A 19,347-nucleotide genomic window follows, 5' to 3' on the forward strand; every position below is an offset into this window, starting at 1 on the left:
TGGACGTAAGCGTCCCCCGTAGATGTCCGGAGTCCACCATGCCGGTCGCCACCACGCTCGAAGCGGATGTCCTGAGCCGCCAGGACCCCGAGCTCGCCGAGATCCTGATCGGTGAGCTGGAGCGGCAGTCGACCACGCTGCAGCTGATCGCGGCCGAGAACTTCACCTCGCCGGCCGTGCTGGCCGCGCTCGGCTCGCCGCTGGCGAACAAGTACGCCGAGGGATATCCCGGCGCCCGTCACCACGGCGGCTGCGAGATCGTCGACGTCGCCGAACGCGTCGCCGTCGACCGCGCCAAGGCCCTCTTCGGCGCCGACCACGCCAACGTCCAGTCCCACTCGGGGAGTTCGGCCGTCCTGGCCGCGTACGCCGCCCTGCTGCGCCCCGGTGACACCGTGCTGGCGATGGGCCTGCCCTTCGGGGGCCATCTGACCCACGGGTCGCCCGCGAACTTCTCCGGCCGCTGGTTCGACTTCGTCGGCTACGGCGTCGAGGCGGAGTCCGGGCTGATCGACTACGAGCAGGTGCGCGCCCTGGCCCGCGCCCGTCGCCCCAAGGCCGTCGTCTGCGGATCGATCTCGTACCCCCGGCACATCGACTACGCGCTGTTCCGGGAGATCGCCGACGAGGCCGGCGCCTATCTCATCGCGGACGCCGCCCACCCCATCGGGCTCGTCGCGGGGGGAGCGGCGCCCAACCCGGTGCCGTACGCCGACGTCGTGTGCGCCACCACCCACAAAGTGCTCCGCGGGCCGCGCGGCGGCATGATCCTTTGCGGCGGTGAACTGGCCGAGCGCGTCGACCGGGCCGTCTTCCCGTTCACCCAGGGCGGCGCGCAGATGCACACCATCGCGGCCAAGGCCGTCGCGTTCGGCGAGGCCGCGGCGCCGGCGTTCACGGCGTACGCCCATCAGGTGGTCGCCAACGCGCGCGTGCTGGCCGAGGGGCTGGGCGCGGAGGGGCTCGCGATCACCACGGGCGGCACCGACACCCATCTGCTCGCCGCGGATCCGGCACCGCTCGGTGTCGAGGGGCGCACCGCGCGTGGCAGGCTCGCCGCCGCCGGTATGGTCCTCGACACGTGTGCGCTGCCTCACGGCGACGCCCGCGGCCTGCGGCTGGGCACCGCGGCGCTGACCACCCAGGGGATGGGCGAGCCGGAGATGGCACGGGTCGCCGCACTCTTCGCGGGGGTGCTGCGGGACGAGATCGACGGCCGGACGGCACGGGAGGAAGTGCGGGAACTGACCGGTAGATTTCCGCCTTATCCGGACTGACCGGGGGTACGCGTACCGCGCAGCACAGCCACTCGTGCAACCATCGTCGCTACCCGAAAGTCCTCAACCATATGCGTGCATCGCTAGGGTGTGGGGCTGTGATGGCCAGCGAGACCTGTGGGGAAGCCCGTGCGTGAATACCTGCTGACGCTCTGCATCACGGCCGCGGTGACGTACCTGCTGACAGGGCCGGTACGGAAATTCGCGATCGTGGCCGGAGCCATGCCGGAAATCCGGGCGCGCGACGTGCACCGTGAACCCACGCCGAGGCTCGGCGGCATCGCGATGTTCTTCGGGCTGTGCGCCGGCCTGCTGGTCGCCGACCACCTGAAGAACCTGAACGCGGTGTTCTCGGACTCCAACGAACCACGCGCCCTGCTCTCCGGGGCCGCGCTGATCTGGCTGATCGGCGTGCTGGACGACAAGTTCGAGATCGACGCCCTGATCAAGCTGGGCGGCCAGATGATCGCCGCGGGCGTCATGGTCATGCAGGGTCTGACGATCCTGTGGCTGCCGATCCCCGGGGTCGGCCTGGTCGCGCTGACCCAGTGGCAGGGCACCCTGCTGACGGTGGCGCTCGTCGTCATCACCATCAACGCGGTCAACTTCGTGGACGGTCTCGACGGGCTGGCCGCCGGCATGGTGTGCATCGCGTCCGCCGCGTTCTTCCTCTACGCCTACCGGATCTGGTACTCGTACGGCATCGAGGCCGCCGCCCCGGCGACGCTGTTCGCGTCGATCCTGATGGGCATGTGCCTGGGCTTCCTGCCGCACAACATGCACCCCGCGCGGATCTTCATGGGCGACTCGGGTTCGATGCTCATCGGGCTGGTGCTGGCCGCCGGAGCCATCTCCATCACCGGGCAGATCGACCCCGACGTGATGAACCTGTTCTCCGGTTCCGAGCGCAACACCGTGCACCAGACGGTCCCGGTGTTCATCCCGCTGCTGCTGCCGCTGACGATCATCGCGATCCCGGCCGCCGACCTGGTGCTCGCCATCGTGCGGCGCACCTGGCGCGGGCAGTCGCCGTTCGCCGCGGACCGGGGGCATCTGCACCACCGCCTCCTGGAGGTCGGCCACTCGCACAGCCGGGCCGTCCTGATCATGTACTTCTGGTCGGCGCTGATCGCCTTCGGCGCCCTCGCGTACTCGGTCAACTCCGGGGCCATGTGGAGCGTGCTCGCCATCGCGGCACTCAGCGCGGTCGGTCTCGTACTGCTCCTGCTGCCGCGCTTCACGCCGCGTGCCCCGCGCTGGGCCGAGCACCTCCTGCCGCCGCGCTACCGGCGCCGCAGGGCCGCCGCCGCGGCCGCTGGAGAGGCTGCCGGAGCGGGGTCGCCCGTGACCCACGAGGCGGCGGTGGCAGACGGGCCGGAGGAGGCACGCGAGCACCGTGCGCCGGCGGCTGCCGGAGTCTCAGGAGTCAACGGAGCGACGGCTATTGGAGCCCGTCCGAGACTTCTCGACCGGCGCGAGGCCGAGTCCTCGCGCTGAGCCGAAGGTAAGAATCTGACTAACACGTGACCAAATCGTGGGGTAGTAAAGCGTCCCAATACCAGACAAGTTGGTGCACTGAGCGCTCGGACGCGCACCTTCACTCTCATGTGTGACAGTCAGCACACCAACCAGGTAAAGACCTCATCAAATAGTTTGTGATACGGTTCACGAGAACCCAGGGCAGAGCCGAAGGACCCCAGCACCACGGTCCCTTGGCGTGAGGTTCCCTCTCGGCCCGGGACTACGCTCGTCCATGACGACACGCCCCCCTTAGCAAGCGGAGTTGCCGCCATGCCGTCCAATGACGCCCGGATCCTCCTTCAGGCCGCTGTACCCACAGCTGCCGTCGGCGCGATTGCCGCCGTCGTCAGCGGTGTGGTCGCCGGCGGTAAAGGGGCGCTCGGGGCGATCGTCGCGACGCTGGTCGTGATTCTCTTCATGGGGATCGGGCTCTACGTTCTGCAGCGCGTCGCCACATCGCTTCCGCACTTGTTCCAGGCGATGGGTCTCCTGCTCTACACGGCGCAAATCCTTCTGCTCTTCATCTTTGTCGCCGTGTTCAAGAACACCTCGCTGTTCAATCCCAAGTCCTTCGCGCTCACCCTGGTCGCCACCACCCTCGTGTGGATCGGCGCACAGGCGCGTGCCCATATGAAGGCCAAGATCCTCTACGTCGAACCCGACTCCTCGAAGGGCGACAAGCCCGAAAACAAGGGGCACTCGTCGTGAGGGGTAGGGCCGGGATAAGTGCACGTGGGAGATCCTGCTATCGTCCGGTGCCAACTGCGGCATCGCGGGCGCGGGCATCTGAGCTGACGCCTGCTCAATCGCGAGGCTTGATGCCCCACTGCCGCCCCCACATCCGTAACACCAGTCCAGTGCCGAACCGCGGCTGTGCGCCGCGCCGACACAACGAGGTTGCCGTACCTATGCGCCACGCTGAAGGAGCCCGCGGTGAGTGCTGACCCGACGCAGGTGCTCGCTTTCGAGACCGACTGCCACATCTTCGAGAACAACGGTTGTGGCTTCCCGGCACCTGGCCTGCACTCGTTCCTGTTCAAGCCCCTGTGGGGCAACGGGGACGTGTACTTCAACAAGACGATGCTCCTGGCGCTGCTCGGCTCGGTTATCGTCGTCGCCTTCTTCTGGGCCGCCTTCCGCAAGCCGAAGGTCGTCCCGGGCAAGCTCCAGATGGTCGCCGAGGCCGGCTACGACTTCATCCGCCGCGGTGTCGTCTACGAGACGATCGGCAAGAAGGAAGGCGAGAAGTACGTACCGCTGGTCGTCTCGCTGTTCTTCTTCGTCTGGATGATGAACCTCTGGTCGATCATCCCCGTCGCCCAGTTCCCGGTGACGGCGATCATCTCGTACCCCGCGGTACTGGCCGGAATCGTCTACGTCGTCTGGGTGTCCCTGACGTTCAAGCGCCACGGATTCGTCGGAGCGTTCAAGAACATCAGCGGCTACGACAAGTCGCTGGGCCCGGTCCTCCCGCTGGCCATGTTCATCGAGCTGCTCTCGAACCTGATCGTCCGGCCGTTCACGCACGCGGTGCGACTCTTCGCGAACATGTTCGCGGGTCACACCCTGCTGCTGCTGTTCACGATCGCCACCTGGTACCTGCTCAACGGCCTCGGGATCGTCTACTCGGGCGTCTCGTTCATCATGGTCATCGTGATGACGGCCTTCGAGCTGTTCATCCAGGCCCTGCAGGCGTACGTGTTCGTGCTGCTGACCTGCACCTTCATCCAGGGCGCGCTGGCCGAGAACCACTGAGCGTCCGTCCTCACGACCCCCCAGTCGTCCGGTGGCCAACCCCCACCGGTCCGTAAAGAAAAGGAATAACTGGCATGCAGACCCTTGCCGCTGTCTCCGGCTCGCTCGGCTCGATCGGTTACGGCCTCGCGGCCATCGGCCCCGGCGTCGGCGTCGGCATCATCTTCGGTAACGGCACCCAGGCCCTCGCCCGTCAGCCTGAGGCCGCCGGTCTGATCCGCGCCAACCAGATCCTCGGCTTCGCCTTCTGTGAGGCGCTCGCCCTCATCGGTCTGGTCATGCCGTTCGTCTACGGCGTCTGATCCACCGATCAGCGACAGCCCACTAGACGAAAGGCACTGACATGAGCCACATGCTCATTCTGGCGGCCGAGAAGGAAAACCCTCTCATCCCGCCGATCCCCGAGCTTGTCATCGGCCTGCTCGCCTTCGTCATCGTCTTCGGCTTCCTGGCCTGGAAGCTTCTCCCGAACATCAACAAGGTTCTGGAGCAGCGCCGCGAGGCCATCGAGGGCGGTATCGAAAAGGCCGAGGCCGCGCAGACCGAGGCCCAGAGCGTTCTCGAGCAGTACAAGGCTCAGCTCGCCGAAGCCCGTCACGAGGCCGCGCGCCTGCGCCAGGAAGCGACGGAGCAGGGCGCCACGCTCATCGCCGAGATGCGCGCGGAAGGCCAGCGGCAGCGCGAGGAAATCGTCGCCGCCGGTCACACGCAGATCGAGGCCGACCGCAAGGCCGCCGCTCAGTCGCTGCGTCAGGACGTCGGCCACCTGGCCACCGACCTGGCCGGCAAGCTGGTCGGCGAGTCCCTCGAGGACCACGCCCGGCAGAGCCGCGTCATCGACCGTTTCCTCTCCGAGCTTGAGGAGAAGGCCGAGGCGGCTCGATGACTGCACACGGAGCGAGCCGCGAGGCAACCGCAGCCGCACGTGAGCGTCTCGACGCGCTGACGGACTCGACGTCCGTGGACGCGGCACAGCTCGCCGACGAGCTGGCCGCGGTCACCGCGCTGCTCCACCGCGAGGTGTCGCTGCGTCGGGTCCTCACCGACCCGGCGCAGCCCGGCGAGGCCAAGGCCGAGCTGGTCCAGCGCCTGCTCGGCGCCCAGGTGGGCGGCACCGCCGCCGACCTGGTGTCCGGCATGGTGCGTTCCCGCTGGTCGCAGCCCCGCGACCTGGTGGACGCCCTGGAGGAGCTCACCGCCACCGCCGACCTCACGGCGGCACAGCGGACGGGCGCGCTCGACAACGTCGAGGACGAACTGTTCCGCTTCGGCCGGATCGTCGCCTCGAACACCGGGCTGCGCGCCGCGCTGACCGACCGGGCCGCCACCACGGCGGCCAAGAGCGAGCTGCTGCGCAGCCTGCTCGGCGGCCGGGCCGACGTGACGACCGGGCGTCTGGTGACGCGCCTTGTGACCGCGCCTCGCGGACGTAGCCTGGAAGCGGGACTCGAGTCCCTGTCCCGGCTCGCCGCCGAGCGCCGCAACCGCATGGTCGCCGTGGTCACCTCGGCGGTGCCGCTGAGCGACGGACAGAAGCAGCGCCTCGGCGCCGCTCTGGCGAAGCTCTACGGCCGCCCGATGCACCTCAACCTCGACGTGGACCCCGATGTCCTCGGCGGGATCCGGGTGCAGGTCGGCGACGAGGTCATCAACGGTTCCATCGCGGACCGTCTCGAGGACGCCGCCCGCCGCATGGCGAGCTAGTAATCCCACAAGCAGTACGCAATTACGGCCCATGTTGGGCCGTGCAGAGGATTCACCTCTCATAGGGGGGAGTCCCCATCCCCCCAAGTGAAACTTCGGGCCCAACAAGGAGAGCAGGGAACCCAGATGGCGGAGCTCACGATCCGGCCGGAGGAGATCCGGGATGCGCTGGAGAACTTTGTCCAGTCGTACAAGCCGGACGCGGCCTCGCGCGAGGAGGTCGGTACGGTCACCGTCGCCGGCGACGGTATCGCCAAGATCGAGGGTCTCCCCTCGGCCATGGCGAACGAGCTGCTGAAGTTCGAGGACGGAACCCTCGGCCTCGCGCTGAACCTGGAAGAGCGCGAGATCGGTGCGGTCGTCCTCGGCGAGTTCAGCGGAATCGAAGAGGGCCAGCCGGTGCGGCGCACCGGTGAGGTGCTGTCCGTCGCCGTGGGCGAGGGCTACCTCGGCCGCGTTGTCGACCCGCTCGGCAACCCGATCGACGGCCTCGGCGAGATCGAGACGTCCGGCCGCCGCGCCCTTGAGCTGCAGGCCCCGGGCGTCATGGTCCGCAAGTCGGTGCACGAGCCGATGGAGACCGGCTACAAGGCCGTCGACGCGATGACCCCGGTCGGCCGCGGCCAGCGTCAGCTGATCATCGGCGACCGTCAGACCGGCAAGACCGCGCTGGCCGTCGACACGATCATCAACCAGCGCGACAACTGGCGCTCGGGCGACACCAAGAAGCAGGTCCGCTGCATCTACGTCGCCATCGGTCAGAAGGGTTCGACCATCGCCTCCGTGCGTGGCGCCCTCGAAGAGGCCGGCGCGCTGGAGTACACGACCATCGTCGCCGCCCCGGCGTCCGACCCGGCCGGCTTCAAGTACCTTGCGCCGTACACCGGTTCGGCCATCGGCCAGCAGTGGATGTACGAGGGCAAGCACGTCCTCATCATCTTCGACGACCTCTCGAAGCAGGCCGACGCCTACCGCGCCGTGTCCCTGCTGCTCCGCCGTCCGCCGGGGCGCGAGGCCTACCCCGGTGACGTCTTCTACCTGCACTCCCGTCTGCTGGAGCGCTGCGCGAAGCTCTCCGACGACCTCGGCGCCGGTTCGATGACGGGTCTGCCGATCGTCGAGACCAAGGCGAACGACGTGTCGGCGTTCATCCCGACCAACGTCATCTCCATCACCGACGGTCAGTGCTTCCTGGAGTCCGACCTGTTCAACGCCGGTCAGCGCCCGGCCCTGAACGTCGGTATCTCGGTCTCCCGCGTCGGTGGCTCCGCCCAGCACAAGGCGATGAAGCAGGTCTCCGGCCGGCTCCGCCTCGACCTCGCCCAGTACCGCGAGCTGGAGGCGTTCGCCGCCTTCGGTTCCGACCTGGACGCCGCGTCGAAGTCGCAGCTGGAGCGTGGCCAGCGACTGGTCGAGCTGCTCAAGCAGGCTCAGTACCAGCCGATGGCGACCGAGGACCAGGTCGTCTCCGTCTGGGCCGGTACCACCGGCAAGATGGACGACGTACCGGTCTCCGACGTCCGCCGCTTCGAGAAGGAGCTCCTGGAGTACCTGCACCGCAAGGAGCAGGGCCTCATGACCTCCATCAAGGAGGGCGGCAAGATGTCGGACGACACCCTCACCGCCGTCGCGGACTCCATCGCGGACTTCAAGAAGCAGTTCGAGACCTCGGACGGGAAGCTTCTCGGCGAGGACGCTCCGTCCGCGGCCAAGTGACGTAAGGAAGGGACCTGACTCATGGGAGCCCAGCTCCGGGTCTACAAGCGTCGCATCCGATCCGTCACCGCGACCAAGAAGATCACCAAGGCGATGGAGATGATCGCCGCCTCGCGCGTCGTCAAGGCGCAGCGCAAGGTGGCGGCCTCCACGCCGTACGCGACCGAGCTCACCCGCGCGGTCACGGCGGTCGGTACCGGTTCGAACACCAAGCACCCGCTGACCACGGAGGCGGAGACGGCGACCCGTTCCGCGGTACTGCTCCTCACGAGCGACCGCGGACTGGCCGGCGCCTTCAACTCCAACGCCATCAAGGCGGCGGAGCTGCTGACCGCTCGTCTCGAGGCCGAGGGCAAGGAGGTCGACACGTACATCGTCGGCCGCCGCGGTCTGGCCCACTACAACTTCCGCGAGCGCAAGGTCGTGGAGTCGTGGTCGGGTTTCACCGACGAGCCCACCTACGCGGACGCGAAGAAGGTCGCGGGTCCGCTGATCGAGGCCATCGAGAAGGAGACGGCGGACGGCGGCGTGGACGAGATCCACATCGTCTACACCGAGTTCGTCTCGATGATGACGCAGACGGCCGTCGACGGCCGGCTGCTGCCGCTTCGCCTCGAAGAGGTCGCGGAGGAGACGTCCGACACGGACGAGATCCTTCCGCTGTTCGAGTTCGAGCCGTCGGCGGAGGACGTCCTCGACGCCCTTCTGCCGCGCTACGTCGAGAGCCGTATCTACAACGCGCTGCTCCAGTCGGCTGCTTCCAAGCACGCCGCCACGCGCCGCGCGATGAAGTCGGCGACCGACAACGCGGGAGACCTGATCACCTCGCTCTCCCGTCTTGCCAATGCGGCCCGCCAGGCCGAAATCACCCAGGAAATCAGCGAGATCGTCGGTGGCTCCGCAGCCCTTGCCGACGCGACCGCGGGGAGTGACAAGTAATGACGACGACTTCTGAGACGGCCGTTGCCACGGGCCGCGTCGCCCGGGTCATCGGCCCGGTCGTCGACGTGGAGTTCCCCGTCGACGCGATGCCGGAGATCTACAACGCCCTTCACGTCACGGTGGCCGACCCGGCCAACGCCGGCGAGGAGAAGACGCTGACCCTGGAGGTCGCCCAGCACCTGGGTGACGGCCTGGTCCGCACGATCTCCATGCAGCCCACCGACGGTCTGGTCCGCCAGGCCGCGGTCACCGACACCGGCGCGGGCATCACCGTCCCCGTCGGCGACTTCACCAAGGGCAAGGTGTTCAACACCCTCGGTGAGGTGCTGAACAGCGACGAGAAGTACTCGGGCGAGCGCTGGTCCATCCACCGCAAGGCCCCGCGCTTCGACGAGCTCGAGTCGAAGACCGAGATGTTCGAGACCGGCGTCAAGGTCATCGACCTCCTCACCCCGTACGTCAAGGGTGGAAAGATCGGTCTGTTCGGTGGTGCCGGTGTCGGCAAGACGGTGCTCATCCAGGAGATGATCTACCGCGTCGCCAACAACCACGACGGTGTCTCCGTGTTCGCCGGTGTCGGCGAGCGCACGCGTGAGGGCAACGACCTCATCGAGGAGATGTCGGAGTCGGGCGTCATCGACAAGACCGCCCTCGTCTTCGGCCAGATGGACGAGCCCCCGGGCACCCGTCTGCGCGTGGCCCTCGCGGGTCTGACCATGGCGGAGTACTTCCGCGATGTGCAGAAGCAGGACGTGCTGTTCTTCATCGACAACATCTTCCGCTTCACGCAGGCCGGTTCCGAGGTCTCGACCCTGCTCGGCCGTATGCCCTCCGCGGTGGGTTACCAGCCGAACCTGGCCGACGAGATGGGTCTCCTCCAGGAGCGCATCACCTCGACCCGCGGTCACTCGATCACCTCGATGCAGGCGATCTACGTCCCCGCGGACGACCTGACCGACCCGGCCCCGGCCACCACGTTCGCCCACCTCGACGCGACGACGGTTCTCTCCCGTCCGATCTCCGAGAAGGGCATCTACCCGGCCGTGGACCCGCTGGACTCCACGTCCCGCATCCTGGACCCCCGCTACATCGCGGCGGACCACTACGCGGCCGCGATGCGCGTCAAGTCGGTTCTCCAGAAGTACAAGGACCTTCAGGACATCATCGCGATCCTCGGTATCGACGAGCTGGGCGAGGAGGACAAGCTCACCGTCCACCGTGCCCGTCGCGTGGAGCGCTTCCTGTCCCAGAACACCCACGTCGCCAAGCAGTTCACCGGCGTCGACGGGTCGGACGTCCCGCTGGACGAGTCGATCGTGGCCTTCAACGCGATCATCGACGGCGAGTACGACCACTTCCCGGAGCAGGCGTTCTTCCTGTGCGGTGGCATCGAGGACCTCAAGGCCAACGCCAAGGAGCTCGGCGTCTCCTGAACCTCGTGTTCTGAGTGAGGGGGCGGGGCCGCACCTCGCGGGGTGCGGTCCTTCCCCCTCCGTACGCCTACTAGACTTTGACCCAACACCCGGCAGCAACGCCGGGTGGTGACCCGAGGAGCCCACCTTGGCTGCTGAGCTGCATGTCGAGCTCGTCGCCGCGGACCGCAGTGTCTGGTCCGGCGAGGCCACCCTGGTCGTCGCGCGTACCACGTCCGGCGACATCGGCGTCATGCCCGGTCACCAGCCGCTTCTCGGTGTGCTGGAGTCGGGCCCGGTGACCATCCGTACGAGTGATGGTGGAACGGTCGTCGCCGCGGTGCACGGCGGTTTCATCTCGTTCGCCGACAACAAGCTGTCACTGCTGGCCGAGATCGCCGAGCTGTCGGACGAGATCGACGTCCAGCGCGTGGAGCGGGAGCTCGAGCGCGCCAAGGCGGAGGGCGATGCCTCCGCCGAGCGCCGCGCGGACGTCCGTCTGCGTGCGGTGTCGACGCGCTGACCGTCGGTGCGACCCCGGCCCTTTAGGCGCTGGGCTAGCACTGTGTGAAGCTTTGACTCAGCCGCGGCTGGGACCGGATCACTCCGGCCCTGGCCGCGGCTGAGGCAAATCCGGAAGTTTTTTCTTTTCCGTTACCTAGGAGACGAGGAGGTCGGTGTCGATGGTCCTCGCTCTGACTGTGTGCGGAGTGGTAGTGGCGCTCGTGGTGGTGGGGCTGTTCGTCTTCGGCCTCCGCCGCCGGCTGATCCAGCGTTCCGGCGGAACGTTCGACTGCAGCCTGCGCTGGGACGTCCCCGAGAAGGGTGACCTCAGCGGCAAGGGCTGGAGCTACGGGGTCGCCCGTTACAACGGCGACCGGATCGAGTGGTACCGCGTCTTCTCGTACGCCCCCCGTCCGCGCCGCGTCCTCGAACGCTCGGCGATCGAGGTGGCGGGCCGCCGTACCGCGGACGGCGAGGAGGAGCTCGCGCTGCTCTCCGACGCGATCATCCTCGCCTGTCTCCATCGCGGGACACGCCTGGAACTGGCGATGAGCGAGGACGCGCTGACCGGTTTCCTCGCCTGGCTGGAGGCGGCCCCACCCGGCCAGCGCGTGAACGTCGCCTGATCCGCCCCCTCCTCGCGCGAGACGGACCTCCCCACCCGAATCCCGGGCCCCCGCCCCTCACCCGACGCACTCACAGCCCGCTCAGCGACCCCACCCACACCGCAGACCTGACGTCTCCCGGCCCGACGTCCCACGGTCCAGCGCAGCGTCCGGCTGCCCTCCGCGGTCGCGCGCCTGACGTCCCGCCGCCCCTTGAGACCCCGCTGCCCGGCTCCCTGAGCCGCGCCGGGGTCCTCGGCAGCCCGCTGCCAGAGCTCTCCGACCCCGTCCCGCAAGGCGGAAACAAGTGTGCCGCGAGCAGACCCGGAGGTCTGCCCGCGGCGGTGGTGCGGGTGGGACAGGGACGGCAGGGACTAGCTCAGGCCGCCGCTGAGGGCGCTGACGAGTTCACCGTTGCTGGTGTCACCGCTGAACTCCCAGAAGAAGGCGCCGCCCAGGCCCTGGCTCTTGGCCCACGACATCTTCGTTCCGATGGTGGCCGGGGTGTCGTACGACCACCAGTTGTTGCCGCAGTAGGCGTACGCCGTGCCGGCGACGGTGCCGGTGGCGGGGCAGGACGTCTTGAGGACCTTGTAGTCCTCGATGCCCTGCTCGTACGTACCGGCCGCCGGGCCGGTCGCCGTGCCGCCGGGTGTGGACTGGGTGACACCGGTCCAGCCACGGCCGTAGAAGCCGATCCCGATGAGCAGCTTGCTCGCGGGCACGCCCTTCGACTTGAACTTGGCGATCGCGTCGGCCGTGTCGAAGCCGGGCGTCGGGATGCCGCTGTACGAGGTGAGCGGGGAGTGCGGGGCGGTCGGGCCCTGTGCGGCGAACGCGCCGAAGAAGTCGTACGACATCACGTTGTACCAGTCGACGTACTGCGAGGCGCCCGCGTAGTCCGCGGCGTCGATCTTGCCGCCGGAGGTGCCGTCGGCCGTGGTGGCCGCGGTGACGAGGTTGTTCGTGCCGAACTTGGCGCGCAGGGCCTGCATCAGGTTCTTGTAGGCCGCGGCACCGCTGGTGTCACAGGACAGACCGCAGGCGTTGGGGTACTCCCAGTCGATGTCGATGCCGTCGAAGACATCGGCCCAGCGCGGGTCCTTGACGAGGTTGTAGCAGGAGTCCGCGAACGCGGTCGGGTTGGCCGCCGCCTGCGCGAAGCCGCCGGACCAGGTCCAGCCGCCGAAGGACCAGAGGATCTTGAGGTTCGGGTACTTGGCCTTCAGCTCGCGCAGCTGGTTGAAGTTGCCGGCCAGCGGCTGGTCCCAGGTGTCGGCGACGCCGCTGACCGAGGTGTCGGCGGTGAACGTCTTCTGGTAGTCCGCGTAGGCGTCGCCGATCGCGCACTGGCCGTTGGTGACGTTGCCGAAGGCGTAGTTGATGTGGGTGATCTTGGCGGCCGAGCCCGACGTCACCAGGTTCTTGACGTTGTAGTTGCGGCCGTAGATGCCCCACTCGGTGAAGTAGCCGAGCTTGACGGCGTTGCCGGTGGACGGCGGGGTGGTGGTGCCACCGGTGGTGTGGACCGCGACCGCGCCGCTGACCGGACCGGTCTGGTCGGCGGTGTCACGGGCCTGGACGGTGTACGAGTAGTCGGTGCCGGCGGTCAGACCGGTGTCCGTGTACGAGGTCGTCGTCACGGTCGCGACCTTGGTGCCGCCGCGCAGGACGTCGTAGTTCTTGACGCCCTTGTCGTCGGTGGCCGCGCTCCAGGAGAGCTTCACCGAGGTGTCGGCGACGGAGGAGGCGGTGGGGGTGCCCGGCGCGGAGGGCGCGCTGTCACCGGGGACGGTGGTGCCGCCGTCACAACTGCCGCCGTTCAGCTTGCAGTTGGACGGTGAGCCGGCGCCCGCGCCGTTGAAGCCGAAGGAGACGGAGGCGCCCGCGGCGAGACTGCCGTTGTAGGACTTGTTCTTGGCGGTCCAGTGGTTGCCGGAGCTGGTGACGTCCGCGTCCCAGGCCGAGGTGACCGAGGTGCCGGAGGGGAAGTCCCACTCGATCGTCCACGAGCTGATCGCGGTGGTACCGGTGTTCTTGACGGTCCACTTGCCTTCGAAGCCGGTGCCCCAGTCCTGGGTCTTGGCGTACGTGGCGGTGGCGGTGTCGGCCGCGTGGGCGGGACTCGCGAGACCGACCAGGCCCGCCAGCGGGAGCAGCAGGGTGGCGAGCCCTGCCGTAGCTCGTTGTCTGAAGCGCATTCCGCTCCTCGGGGGAGTTGGGGGAGGGGAGGGGCGTAACTGAGCCTTCACGCCCATGGTGCCCGTGAGAATAGGAAGGTCTGGACCATAGGTCAATAGGTCTGGACCACTTGTCCATTCTTGCACTTGATCATCAACTCCCTTGAGGCTGGGGCGGGTTGACGCCCGGCTCGCCCGGTCCTGACGGTCCGGCAGGCGGATGACGTGGGCCTTCGCGTTCCCGCGCGCGGTCGAACCGGTGCCTTCGGCGGCAACGACGAAGGGCGCCTGCGGCAGCGGGCTCGAAGATCGTTCCGAGCCCGGCGCAGACGCCCTGGTCCTGTTCGGCGTGTACGGGTGAGCGGGTGTACGGGGGTGTGCGGGGTGCGGGCCCGAGGAGTCGCTCAGCGCTCCCCGCCCGGGACCCACAGCACGTCGCCCACGTCCTTGTTCGCCGTGCGCGCCAGGATGAACAGAAGGTCGGAGAGCCGGTTGAGGTAGGTGGCGGTGAGCGGGTTCATCGCCTCGCCGTGGACCTCGAGCGCCGCCCAGGTGGAACGCTCGGCCCGGCGCACGACCGTGCAGGCCTGGTGGAGGAGGGCCGCGCCGGTGGTGCCGCCGGGCAGGATGAAGGAGCGGAGCTTCTCCAGCCGTTCGTTGAAGAGGTCGCAGTCCGCCTCCAGCTTGTCGACGTAGAACTGCTCCACCCGCAGCGGCGGGAACTTCGGGTCCTCGACCACCGGCGTCGACAGATCCGCACCCACGTCGAACAGGTCGTTCTGGACGCGGGTGAGGACCTGGACGACCTCCGCCTCCAGGCCGCCCAGCGCGATCGCCGTACCGATCACCGCGTTGGCCTCGTTGGCGTCGGCGTACGCCGAGATCCGCAGATCGGTCTTGGCGACCCTGCTCATGTCCCCGAGGGCGGTGGTGCCCTGGTCGCCGGTCCTGGTGTAGATGCGCGTCAGATTGACCATGGGCCCAGCCTAGTTACGCCCCGGCCCTCCGAAAGGCCCGTGTGCCCACGGTCACGGCGGTCACGGCGAGGGCGAGGGTCACGAGAAGAGGCGAGCGAGAGGGTCGGCGGGGCTTCCTCGACCGCTCCGCGGGCGTGGCCGACCGGCTCGCCCGGTGGGCGCGCGGCGGGGCGGAGGTGGAATCGGCAGCCGCCGTCCCGCGCGGGCCGCGCGAGGAGGCCGAGGCGGTTTCCCCCGGCTCGGCCTGATGGCGGGCCATGACCTCCTCGACGACATCGAGGACCTGTTGAGCCGGAAGGCCCTCAACTGCGCCGTACGGGCGGACGGGTCACCCGGCCGCGGGGACGCGACGTGACGGGCGTCTCACGCCCTGAGACCGTGACACGCGTTACTTACGGGTTTCCCGGCCCCTCCCGAACGCTACTCTCCGCCGAAGAGGCATACACAAGCAGCGTGTTAAGCGTGTTGAGGGAGTCGGAGTGGCAGGGAAGCTCGCCGTCATCGGAGCCGGACTCATGGGGTCCGGTATTGCCCAGGTCTCCGCACAGGCGGGCTGGGACGTCGTCCTCCGCGATGTCACCGACGAGGCGTTGAACCGCGGCCTCGACGGCATCAGGGCCTCGTACGACAGGTTCGTGAGCAAGGGCAAGCTGGAGGCCGCGGACGCGGACGCGGCGCTCGCGCGCATCACGGCGACCACCGATCTGGACGCGGCCGCCGACGCGGACATCGTCATCGAGGCGGTCTTCGAGAAGCTCGAGGTCAAGCACGAGATCTTCCAGGCCCTCGACAAGATCGTCCGCCCCGACGCGGTGCTCGCCTCCAACACCTCCGCGATCCCGATCACCAAGATCGCGGCGGCCACGGAGCGCCCGGAGCGGGTCGTCGGCGTGCACTTCTTCTCGCCGGTGCCGATGATGCAGCTCGTCGAACTGGTCCGCGGCTACAAGACCAGCGACGAAACGCTCGCCACCGCGCGGGAGTTCAGCGAGTCCGTCGGCAAGACCTGCATCGTCGTCAACCGCGACGTCGCCGGGTTCGTGACCACCCGCCTCATCTCGGCCCTCGTCGTCGAGGCGACCAAGCTGTACGAGTCGGGCGTGGCCACCGCCGAGGACATCGACCTCGCCTGCCGGCTGGGCTTCGGCCACGCCATGGGGCCGCTGGCCACCGCCGACCTCACGGGCGTCGACATCCTGCTGCACGCCACCGGCAACATCTACACCGAGACCCAGGACGAGAAGTTCGCACCGCCCGAGCTGATGCGCCGGATGGTTGACGCCGGTGACATCGGGCGCAAGAGCGGGCAGGGCTTCTACAAGCACTGAACGATCACGCGGCGACCGGAAACCGGTCGCCGCATCCGCCACGGAAGCCGCACGCGCCTCTCGGGTGTCACCCCATGAGGTGAATTCGGTATCGGTTCGCTTACAGACGGCAACCTCTGTGGCCCTCAGACAGTCAGACCATGCACAACATGCAGACGCGAAGACGCGGAAACAGACACACGCGGAGTTACGAGACACATTCTCGGGGAGCGCATATGTACATCAGGGGCGACCACGCCGAGCTGGTCGTCGGGGGCCGCCTCGACGTACGCAGCGCGGCGGACGCCCGTACGGTCCTGCACTCGGCCGTCGACGACGGAGCCGGCGATCTCGTGCTGGACCTGTCCGAGCTGGACTCCTGGGACGCCACCGGGCTCGGTGTCATCATGGGGGCCCACCGACGCGCCGGACGATGCGGCCGACGGCTCGTACTGCGCGGCGTACCACCACAGATGCAGCGCCTGCTGGTGGCCACCCGGCTGCACCGGATCCTGGCGATCGAGGGTGGCATCGGGGTCGACTCGCTGCCCCGGGTGTGACCTGAGCGCGCGCCCCCGTCGCTCCGCGCGTGCGACCGCGTACGCGCCCTGACCGGCGCACGAAGCGCGCCACGTGCACAATCCTCACGAAGCTGTGACGGTTCGGACGGCGCGGTACCCCGCCTGTTCGTAGATACTGTGCGAAGGTTTAGGGTTCGGCTGCCCGCCGACCGAAACCCTACGAGCGGGCACCGGACCAGAAGCGACAGAGCGGTGTGCAGCCAGGCCGGGAGGGCATCGGCACACGACGCTTTTGGGGGGCTTGGAACATGGACCCGACCAGCCGGGGATCCGAAGAGTACGGCCATGACGACGACGGCCAGGCGCCTCGCCCGCGCCCGCCGCGCGACCCGCTCGCAACCGACCTGGGCCAGCACAAACCCGTGGTCGTCCGCACGGTCCGGCTCGTCGCGGGCGAATTCCTGCTCACCGTCAACCCCGTCGACGGCAGCGAGCTGGAGAACTGCCCGCCGCACGAGCGCCCGCAGCCGCCGGTCAAGCACGGCGCCGCCGAACGCGCCGAGCTCGCCCGCGCGGCCCGGCCGCCGGTTCCGCCCGGCCCGGCGCAGCCCCGGCTGCCGCTCCTGGAGCGCCAGGAAGAGCGCGAGCAGCTCGTACGCCTCCTCGCGCGCGGACGCTCGGTCCGCCTCACCGGCCCCTCGGGATCGGGCCGCACCGTCCTGCTGGACGCCGTGGCCGACGACTGCGCGGACCTCGCCCCCGACGGCGTCATCCGCCTGTCCGGCTACCGGCGCACGGCGAGCGACCTGCTGTACGACCTCTTCACCGCCGTATACGAGGCCCCCCTGCACCGCCCGGACCGCGAGGAACTGCTCAGGCTCGTCCACGAGATCGGCGCGGTCGTCGTCCTCGACGACGCGGAGATCGGCGGAAGCGCCCTCGACGAGCTGCTCGACGCCACCCCCGAGTGCGCCTTCGTGATCGCCGCCACCCCCGACATACCCGCCCCGTCCGCCCACGCGCTCCTCGAAGAGGTCGTCCTCGGCGGTCTCGACCGCAGCGGCGGTCTCGAACTGCTGGAGCGCGCCGTCGGACGGGTTCTGACCGAGGACGAGTCCAACTGGGCGGGCGACCTCTGGTTCGAGTCCGAGGGACTGCCCCTGCGCTTCATACAGGCCGGCGCCCTGCTGCGGCAGCGCGACCGGCTGCGGGCCAGCGAGGACGCCTTCGACGACTACGGCGTCTTCCAGGAGGCCCCGGTCGACGCGCCGTTCGAGACCGGCGAGGGAGCCGACGTACCGCTGCCCTCCCTCGCCGAGGGCGCCGCGCCCGCCCCGCTGCTCGCCTCCCGGCTGAGCGAGTCGGCGCGCAGTACCCTGCGCTTCGCCGTCGCGCTCGGCGGCGAGGTGCCCCACCAGGCCCATCTGCCCGCACTCGTGGGCGACACCCACGCCGACGCGGCGCTCGCCGAACTCGCGGGCAGCGCGCTGGTCTCCCCGGTCGGCTCCCGCTACCGGCTCGCCGCCGGGGTGCAGGCGCAACTGGAGGCCTCCGGATACGCGGACACCCTCCAGGAGAGCGCGCTCGCCGCCGCCCAGCACTACACCTGGTGGGCCGGGCACCCCTCGGTCACCCCGGAGCGCGTCAGCGCCGAGGCCGACGCGCTGCTCGCCGCGCTCGACGTGCTCGTCCCGGTCACCACCGCCCCCGAGGACGAGGAGGACGAGAGCGTCTCCGTCCAGCTCGCCCGCACAGCCGCGCCCGCCTTCGCGGCGGGGCTGCACTGGAGCGCCTGGGAACGCGTCCTGCGCCTCGGCGTCGAGGCCTCCGAGCTGGCCGAGGACGTCGGCGAACAGGCCTACTTCCACCACGAGTTGGGCGTCCTCGCGCTCTGCGGCCATCAGCTCGACCGGGCCCGCGCCGAGCTCGAGGCCTCGGTCGGCATGCGCGGCGCGCTCGCCGACAAGCGCGGCACCACCGCCGGCCGCCGGGCCCTCGCGCTGGTCGCCGACCGCTCCGGGACCCTTCAGCTCACCGCCGGGCGCACCCCGGCGGGCGAGGAGGTGCCCGACGCGCGGCACGACGAGTCGATGTCGCCTCCCGGCGGTGTACCGGCCGCCTTCTCCCGGACCGACCCGTCCGGCGACACCGTCACGGTGCTCGCCCACCCGGCCGGCCCCGGCCTCTCCGCGGCCAAGCGGCAGGGCGTCGCGGGGCGGCTGGTCACCGGCACCCGGCGCAACCTGGTGGCCGCGGGAGCGGGCGCGCTCCTCGTCGCCGTCCTCGGCACCGTGGTGACCCTCGGCGCGACCTCGGAGCACAAGAACGACACCCCGTCCGAGAAGGTCGGCGTCAACCCCTCGGCGACGCAGGGCAGCCAGGACGACAGCCTGGGCGCGGACAAGGCGAAGAAGGGCGACGACTCCGCTCCCAGCGCCGTGGCCAAGCCCACCGACCCGGGGCCCGACGGCACGTACGGCACCTCGGACGACCCGACGCCCCCGGCCGCGGCCACGACGGGCCATCAGCCGTCCGACGAGCCGAGCGGGACGCACACGGCCTCGGGCACGCCCTCGAAGTCGGCGACCGCGAAGCCCTCGAAGTCGCCCACGGGCAAACCGTCGTCGTCCCCCTCGAAGTCGTCGGGCAGCTCGCCGTCGCCGTCGGGTTCGACGCCGAGCGGTTCGCCGTCCGCGTCCCCCTCGGCCAGCACGCCGACCGCTCCGGCCACCTCGAACTCCGCGAGCGGCCCCGTGTCGAGCAGCGCGCCGGCGAGCACGTCGGCCGGCGTCCCGGCGAGCAGCGTGCCGGCGAGCAGCCTTCCGGCGAGCACCGGCGTCGCCGCGTCGCCGAGCGGCACGGTGATCTGACCGTACGGAAACGGGAGAGGGCCGGGTCCGATGGCGGACCCGGCCCTCTGTCGTAT

General features: G+C 69.3%; 17 protein-coding genes. 15 read left to right on the forward strand and 2 right to left on the reverse strand.

Annotated elements, in window-relative coordinates; translation table 11 throughout:
* Positions 1–38: 38 nt before the first annotated feature.
* From ACZ6KY_RS07330 to ACZ6KY_RS07385, 12 genes are all read left to right on the forward strand, one after another.
* Positions 39–1,277 (forward strand): serine hydroxymethyltransferase, encoded by a 1,239-nt coding sequence (locus tag ACZ6KY_RS07330; protein ID WP_469309329.1) that lies wholly within the window; start codon positions 39–41, stop codon positions 1,275–1,277.
* A gap of 129 nt (positions 1,278–1,406) precedes the next feature.
* Complete coding sequence (locus ACZ6KY_RS07335; RefSeq protein ID WP_469309330.1) at positions 1,407–2,774, forward strand: MraY family glycosyltransferase; 1,368 nt, start codon at positions 1,407–1,409, stop codon at positions 2,772–2,774.
* A 294-nt stretch (positions 2,775–3,068) separates the two neighbouring features.
* Entirely contained in the window at positions 3,069–3,506 is a 438-nt protein-coding gene (locus tag ACZ6KY_RS07340; protein WP_469309331.1) for a hypothetical protein, read from the forward strand.
* A 210-nt stretch (positions 3,507–3,716) separates the two neighbouring features.
* Positions 3,717–4,553 (forward strand): F0F1 ATP synthase subunit A, encoded by an 837-nt coding sequence (atpB, locus tag ACZ6KY_RS07345; protein ID WP_469309405.1) that lies wholly within the window; start codon positions 3,717–3,719, stop codon positions 4,551–4,553.
* Positions 4,554–4,627: 74 nt separating this feature from the next.
* The gene (gene atpE / locus ACZ6KY_RS07350; RefSeq protein ID WP_355844370.1) at positions 4,628–4,855 is read left to right on the forward strand and encodes an ATP synthase F0 subunit C; all 228 of its coding nucleotides are present in this window, start codon (positions 4,628–4,630) and stop codon (positions 4,853–4,855) included.
* A gap of 41 nt (positions 4,856–4,896) precedes the next feature.
* Entirely contained in the window at positions 4,897–5,439 is a 543-nt protein-coding gene (locus ACZ6KY_RS07355; RefSeq protein WP_469309332.1) for a F0F1 ATP synthase subunit B, read from the forward strand.
* The gene (locus ACZ6KY_RS07360; RefSeq protein WP_469309333.1) at positions 5,436–6,257 is read left to right on the forward strand and encodes a F0F1 ATP synthase subunit delta; all 822 of its coding nucleotides are present in this window, start codon (positions 5,436–5,438) and stop codon (positions 6,255–6,257) included. Before ACZ6KY_RS07355 ends, ACZ6KY_RS07360 begins: the two co-directional genes overlap by 4 nt.
* A gap of 126 nt (positions 6,258–6,383) precedes the next feature.
* Positions 6,384–7,973, forward strand: a complete 1,590-nt coding sequence (atpA, locus tag ACZ6KY_RS07365) for a F0F1 ATP synthase subunit alpha (RefSeq protein ID WP_469309334.1) — start codon at positions 6,384–6,386, stop codon at positions 7,971–7,973.
* A gap of 21 nt (positions 7,974–7,994) precedes the next feature.
* A complete protein-coding gene (locus tag ACZ6KY_RS07370; protein WP_469309335.1) occupies positions 7,995–8,912 on the forward strand; it encodes a F0F1 ATP synthase subunit gamma in 918 nt (305 codons plus the stop codon).
* Positions 8,912–10,348 (forward strand): F0F1 ATP synthase subunit beta, encoded by a 1,437-nt coding sequence (gene atpD / locus ACZ6KY_RS07375; protein ID WP_469309336.1) that lies wholly within the window; start codon positions 8,912–8,914, stop codon positions 10,346–10,348. Before ACZ6KY_RS07370 ends, atpD begins: the two co-directional genes overlap by 1 nt.
* A 127-nt stretch (positions 10,349–10,475) precedes the next feature.
* The gene (locus ACZ6KY_RS07380; protein WP_469309337.1) at positions 10,476–10,850 is read left to right on the forward strand and encodes a F0F1 ATP synthase subunit epsilon; all 375 of its coding nucleotides are present in this window, start codon (positions 10,476–10,478) and stop codon (positions 10,848–10,850) included.
* 160 nt (positions 10,851–11,010) lie between these two features.
* Entirely contained in the window at positions 11,011–11,457 is a 447-nt protein-coding gene (locus tag ACZ6KY_RS07385; protein ID WP_469309338.1) for a DUF2550 domain-containing protein, read from the forward strand.
* A gap of 353 nt (positions 11,458–11,810) precedes the next feature.
* On the opposite strand, the gene ACZ6KY_RS07390 is transcribed toward ACZ6KY_RS07385, so the two are convergent.
* Positions 11,811–13,637, reverse strand: a complete 1,827-nt coding sequence (locus tag ACZ6KY_RS07390) for a glycosyl hydrolase family 18 protein (protein ID WP_469309339.1) — start codon at positions 13,635–13,637, stop codon at positions 11,811–11,813.
* A gap of 383 nt (positions 13,638–14,020) precedes the next feature.
* A complete protein-coding gene (locus tag ACZ6KY_RS07395; RefSeq protein ID WP_469309340.1) occupies positions 14,021–14,593 on the reverse strand; it encodes a cob(I)yrinic acid a,c-diamide adenosyltransferase in 573 nt (190 codons plus the stop codon).
* Positions 14,594–15,072: 479 nt separating this feature from the next.
* Between ACZ6KY_RS07395 and ACZ6KY_RS07400 the strand changes: the two genes are divergently transcribed.
* The 3 genes from ACZ6KY_RS07400 to ACZ6KY_RS07410 all read left to right on the forward strand — a co-directional run bounded on the left by ACZ6KY_RS07400 (position 15,073) and on the right by ACZ6KY_RS07410 (position 19,291).
* Positions 15,073–15,921 (forward strand): 3-hydroxyacyl-CoA dehydrogenase family protein, encoded by an 849-nt coding sequence (locus ACZ6KY_RS07400; protein WP_469309341.1) that lies wholly within the window; start codon positions 15,073–15,075, stop codon positions 15,919–15,921.
* 215 nt (positions 15,922–16,136) lie between these two features.
* Complete coding sequence (locus ACZ6KY_RS07405; RefSeq protein WP_028804243.1) at positions 16,137–16,460, forward strand: STAS domain-containing protein; 324 nt, start codon at positions 16,137–16,139, stop codon at positions 16,458–16,460.
* Positions 16,461–16,729: 269 nt separating this feature from the next.
* Positions 16,730–19,291: an ATP-binding protein gene (locus tag ACZ6KY_RS07410; RefSeq protein WP_469309342.1), complete on the forward strand. Its 2,562-nt coding sequence runs from the start codon at positions 16,730–16,732 to the stop codon at positions 19,289–19,291.
* The last annotated feature ends 56 nt before the right edge of the window (positions 19,292–19,347 follow it).

This window comes from Streptomyces sp. NPDC042002 (genome assembly GCF_055588305.1).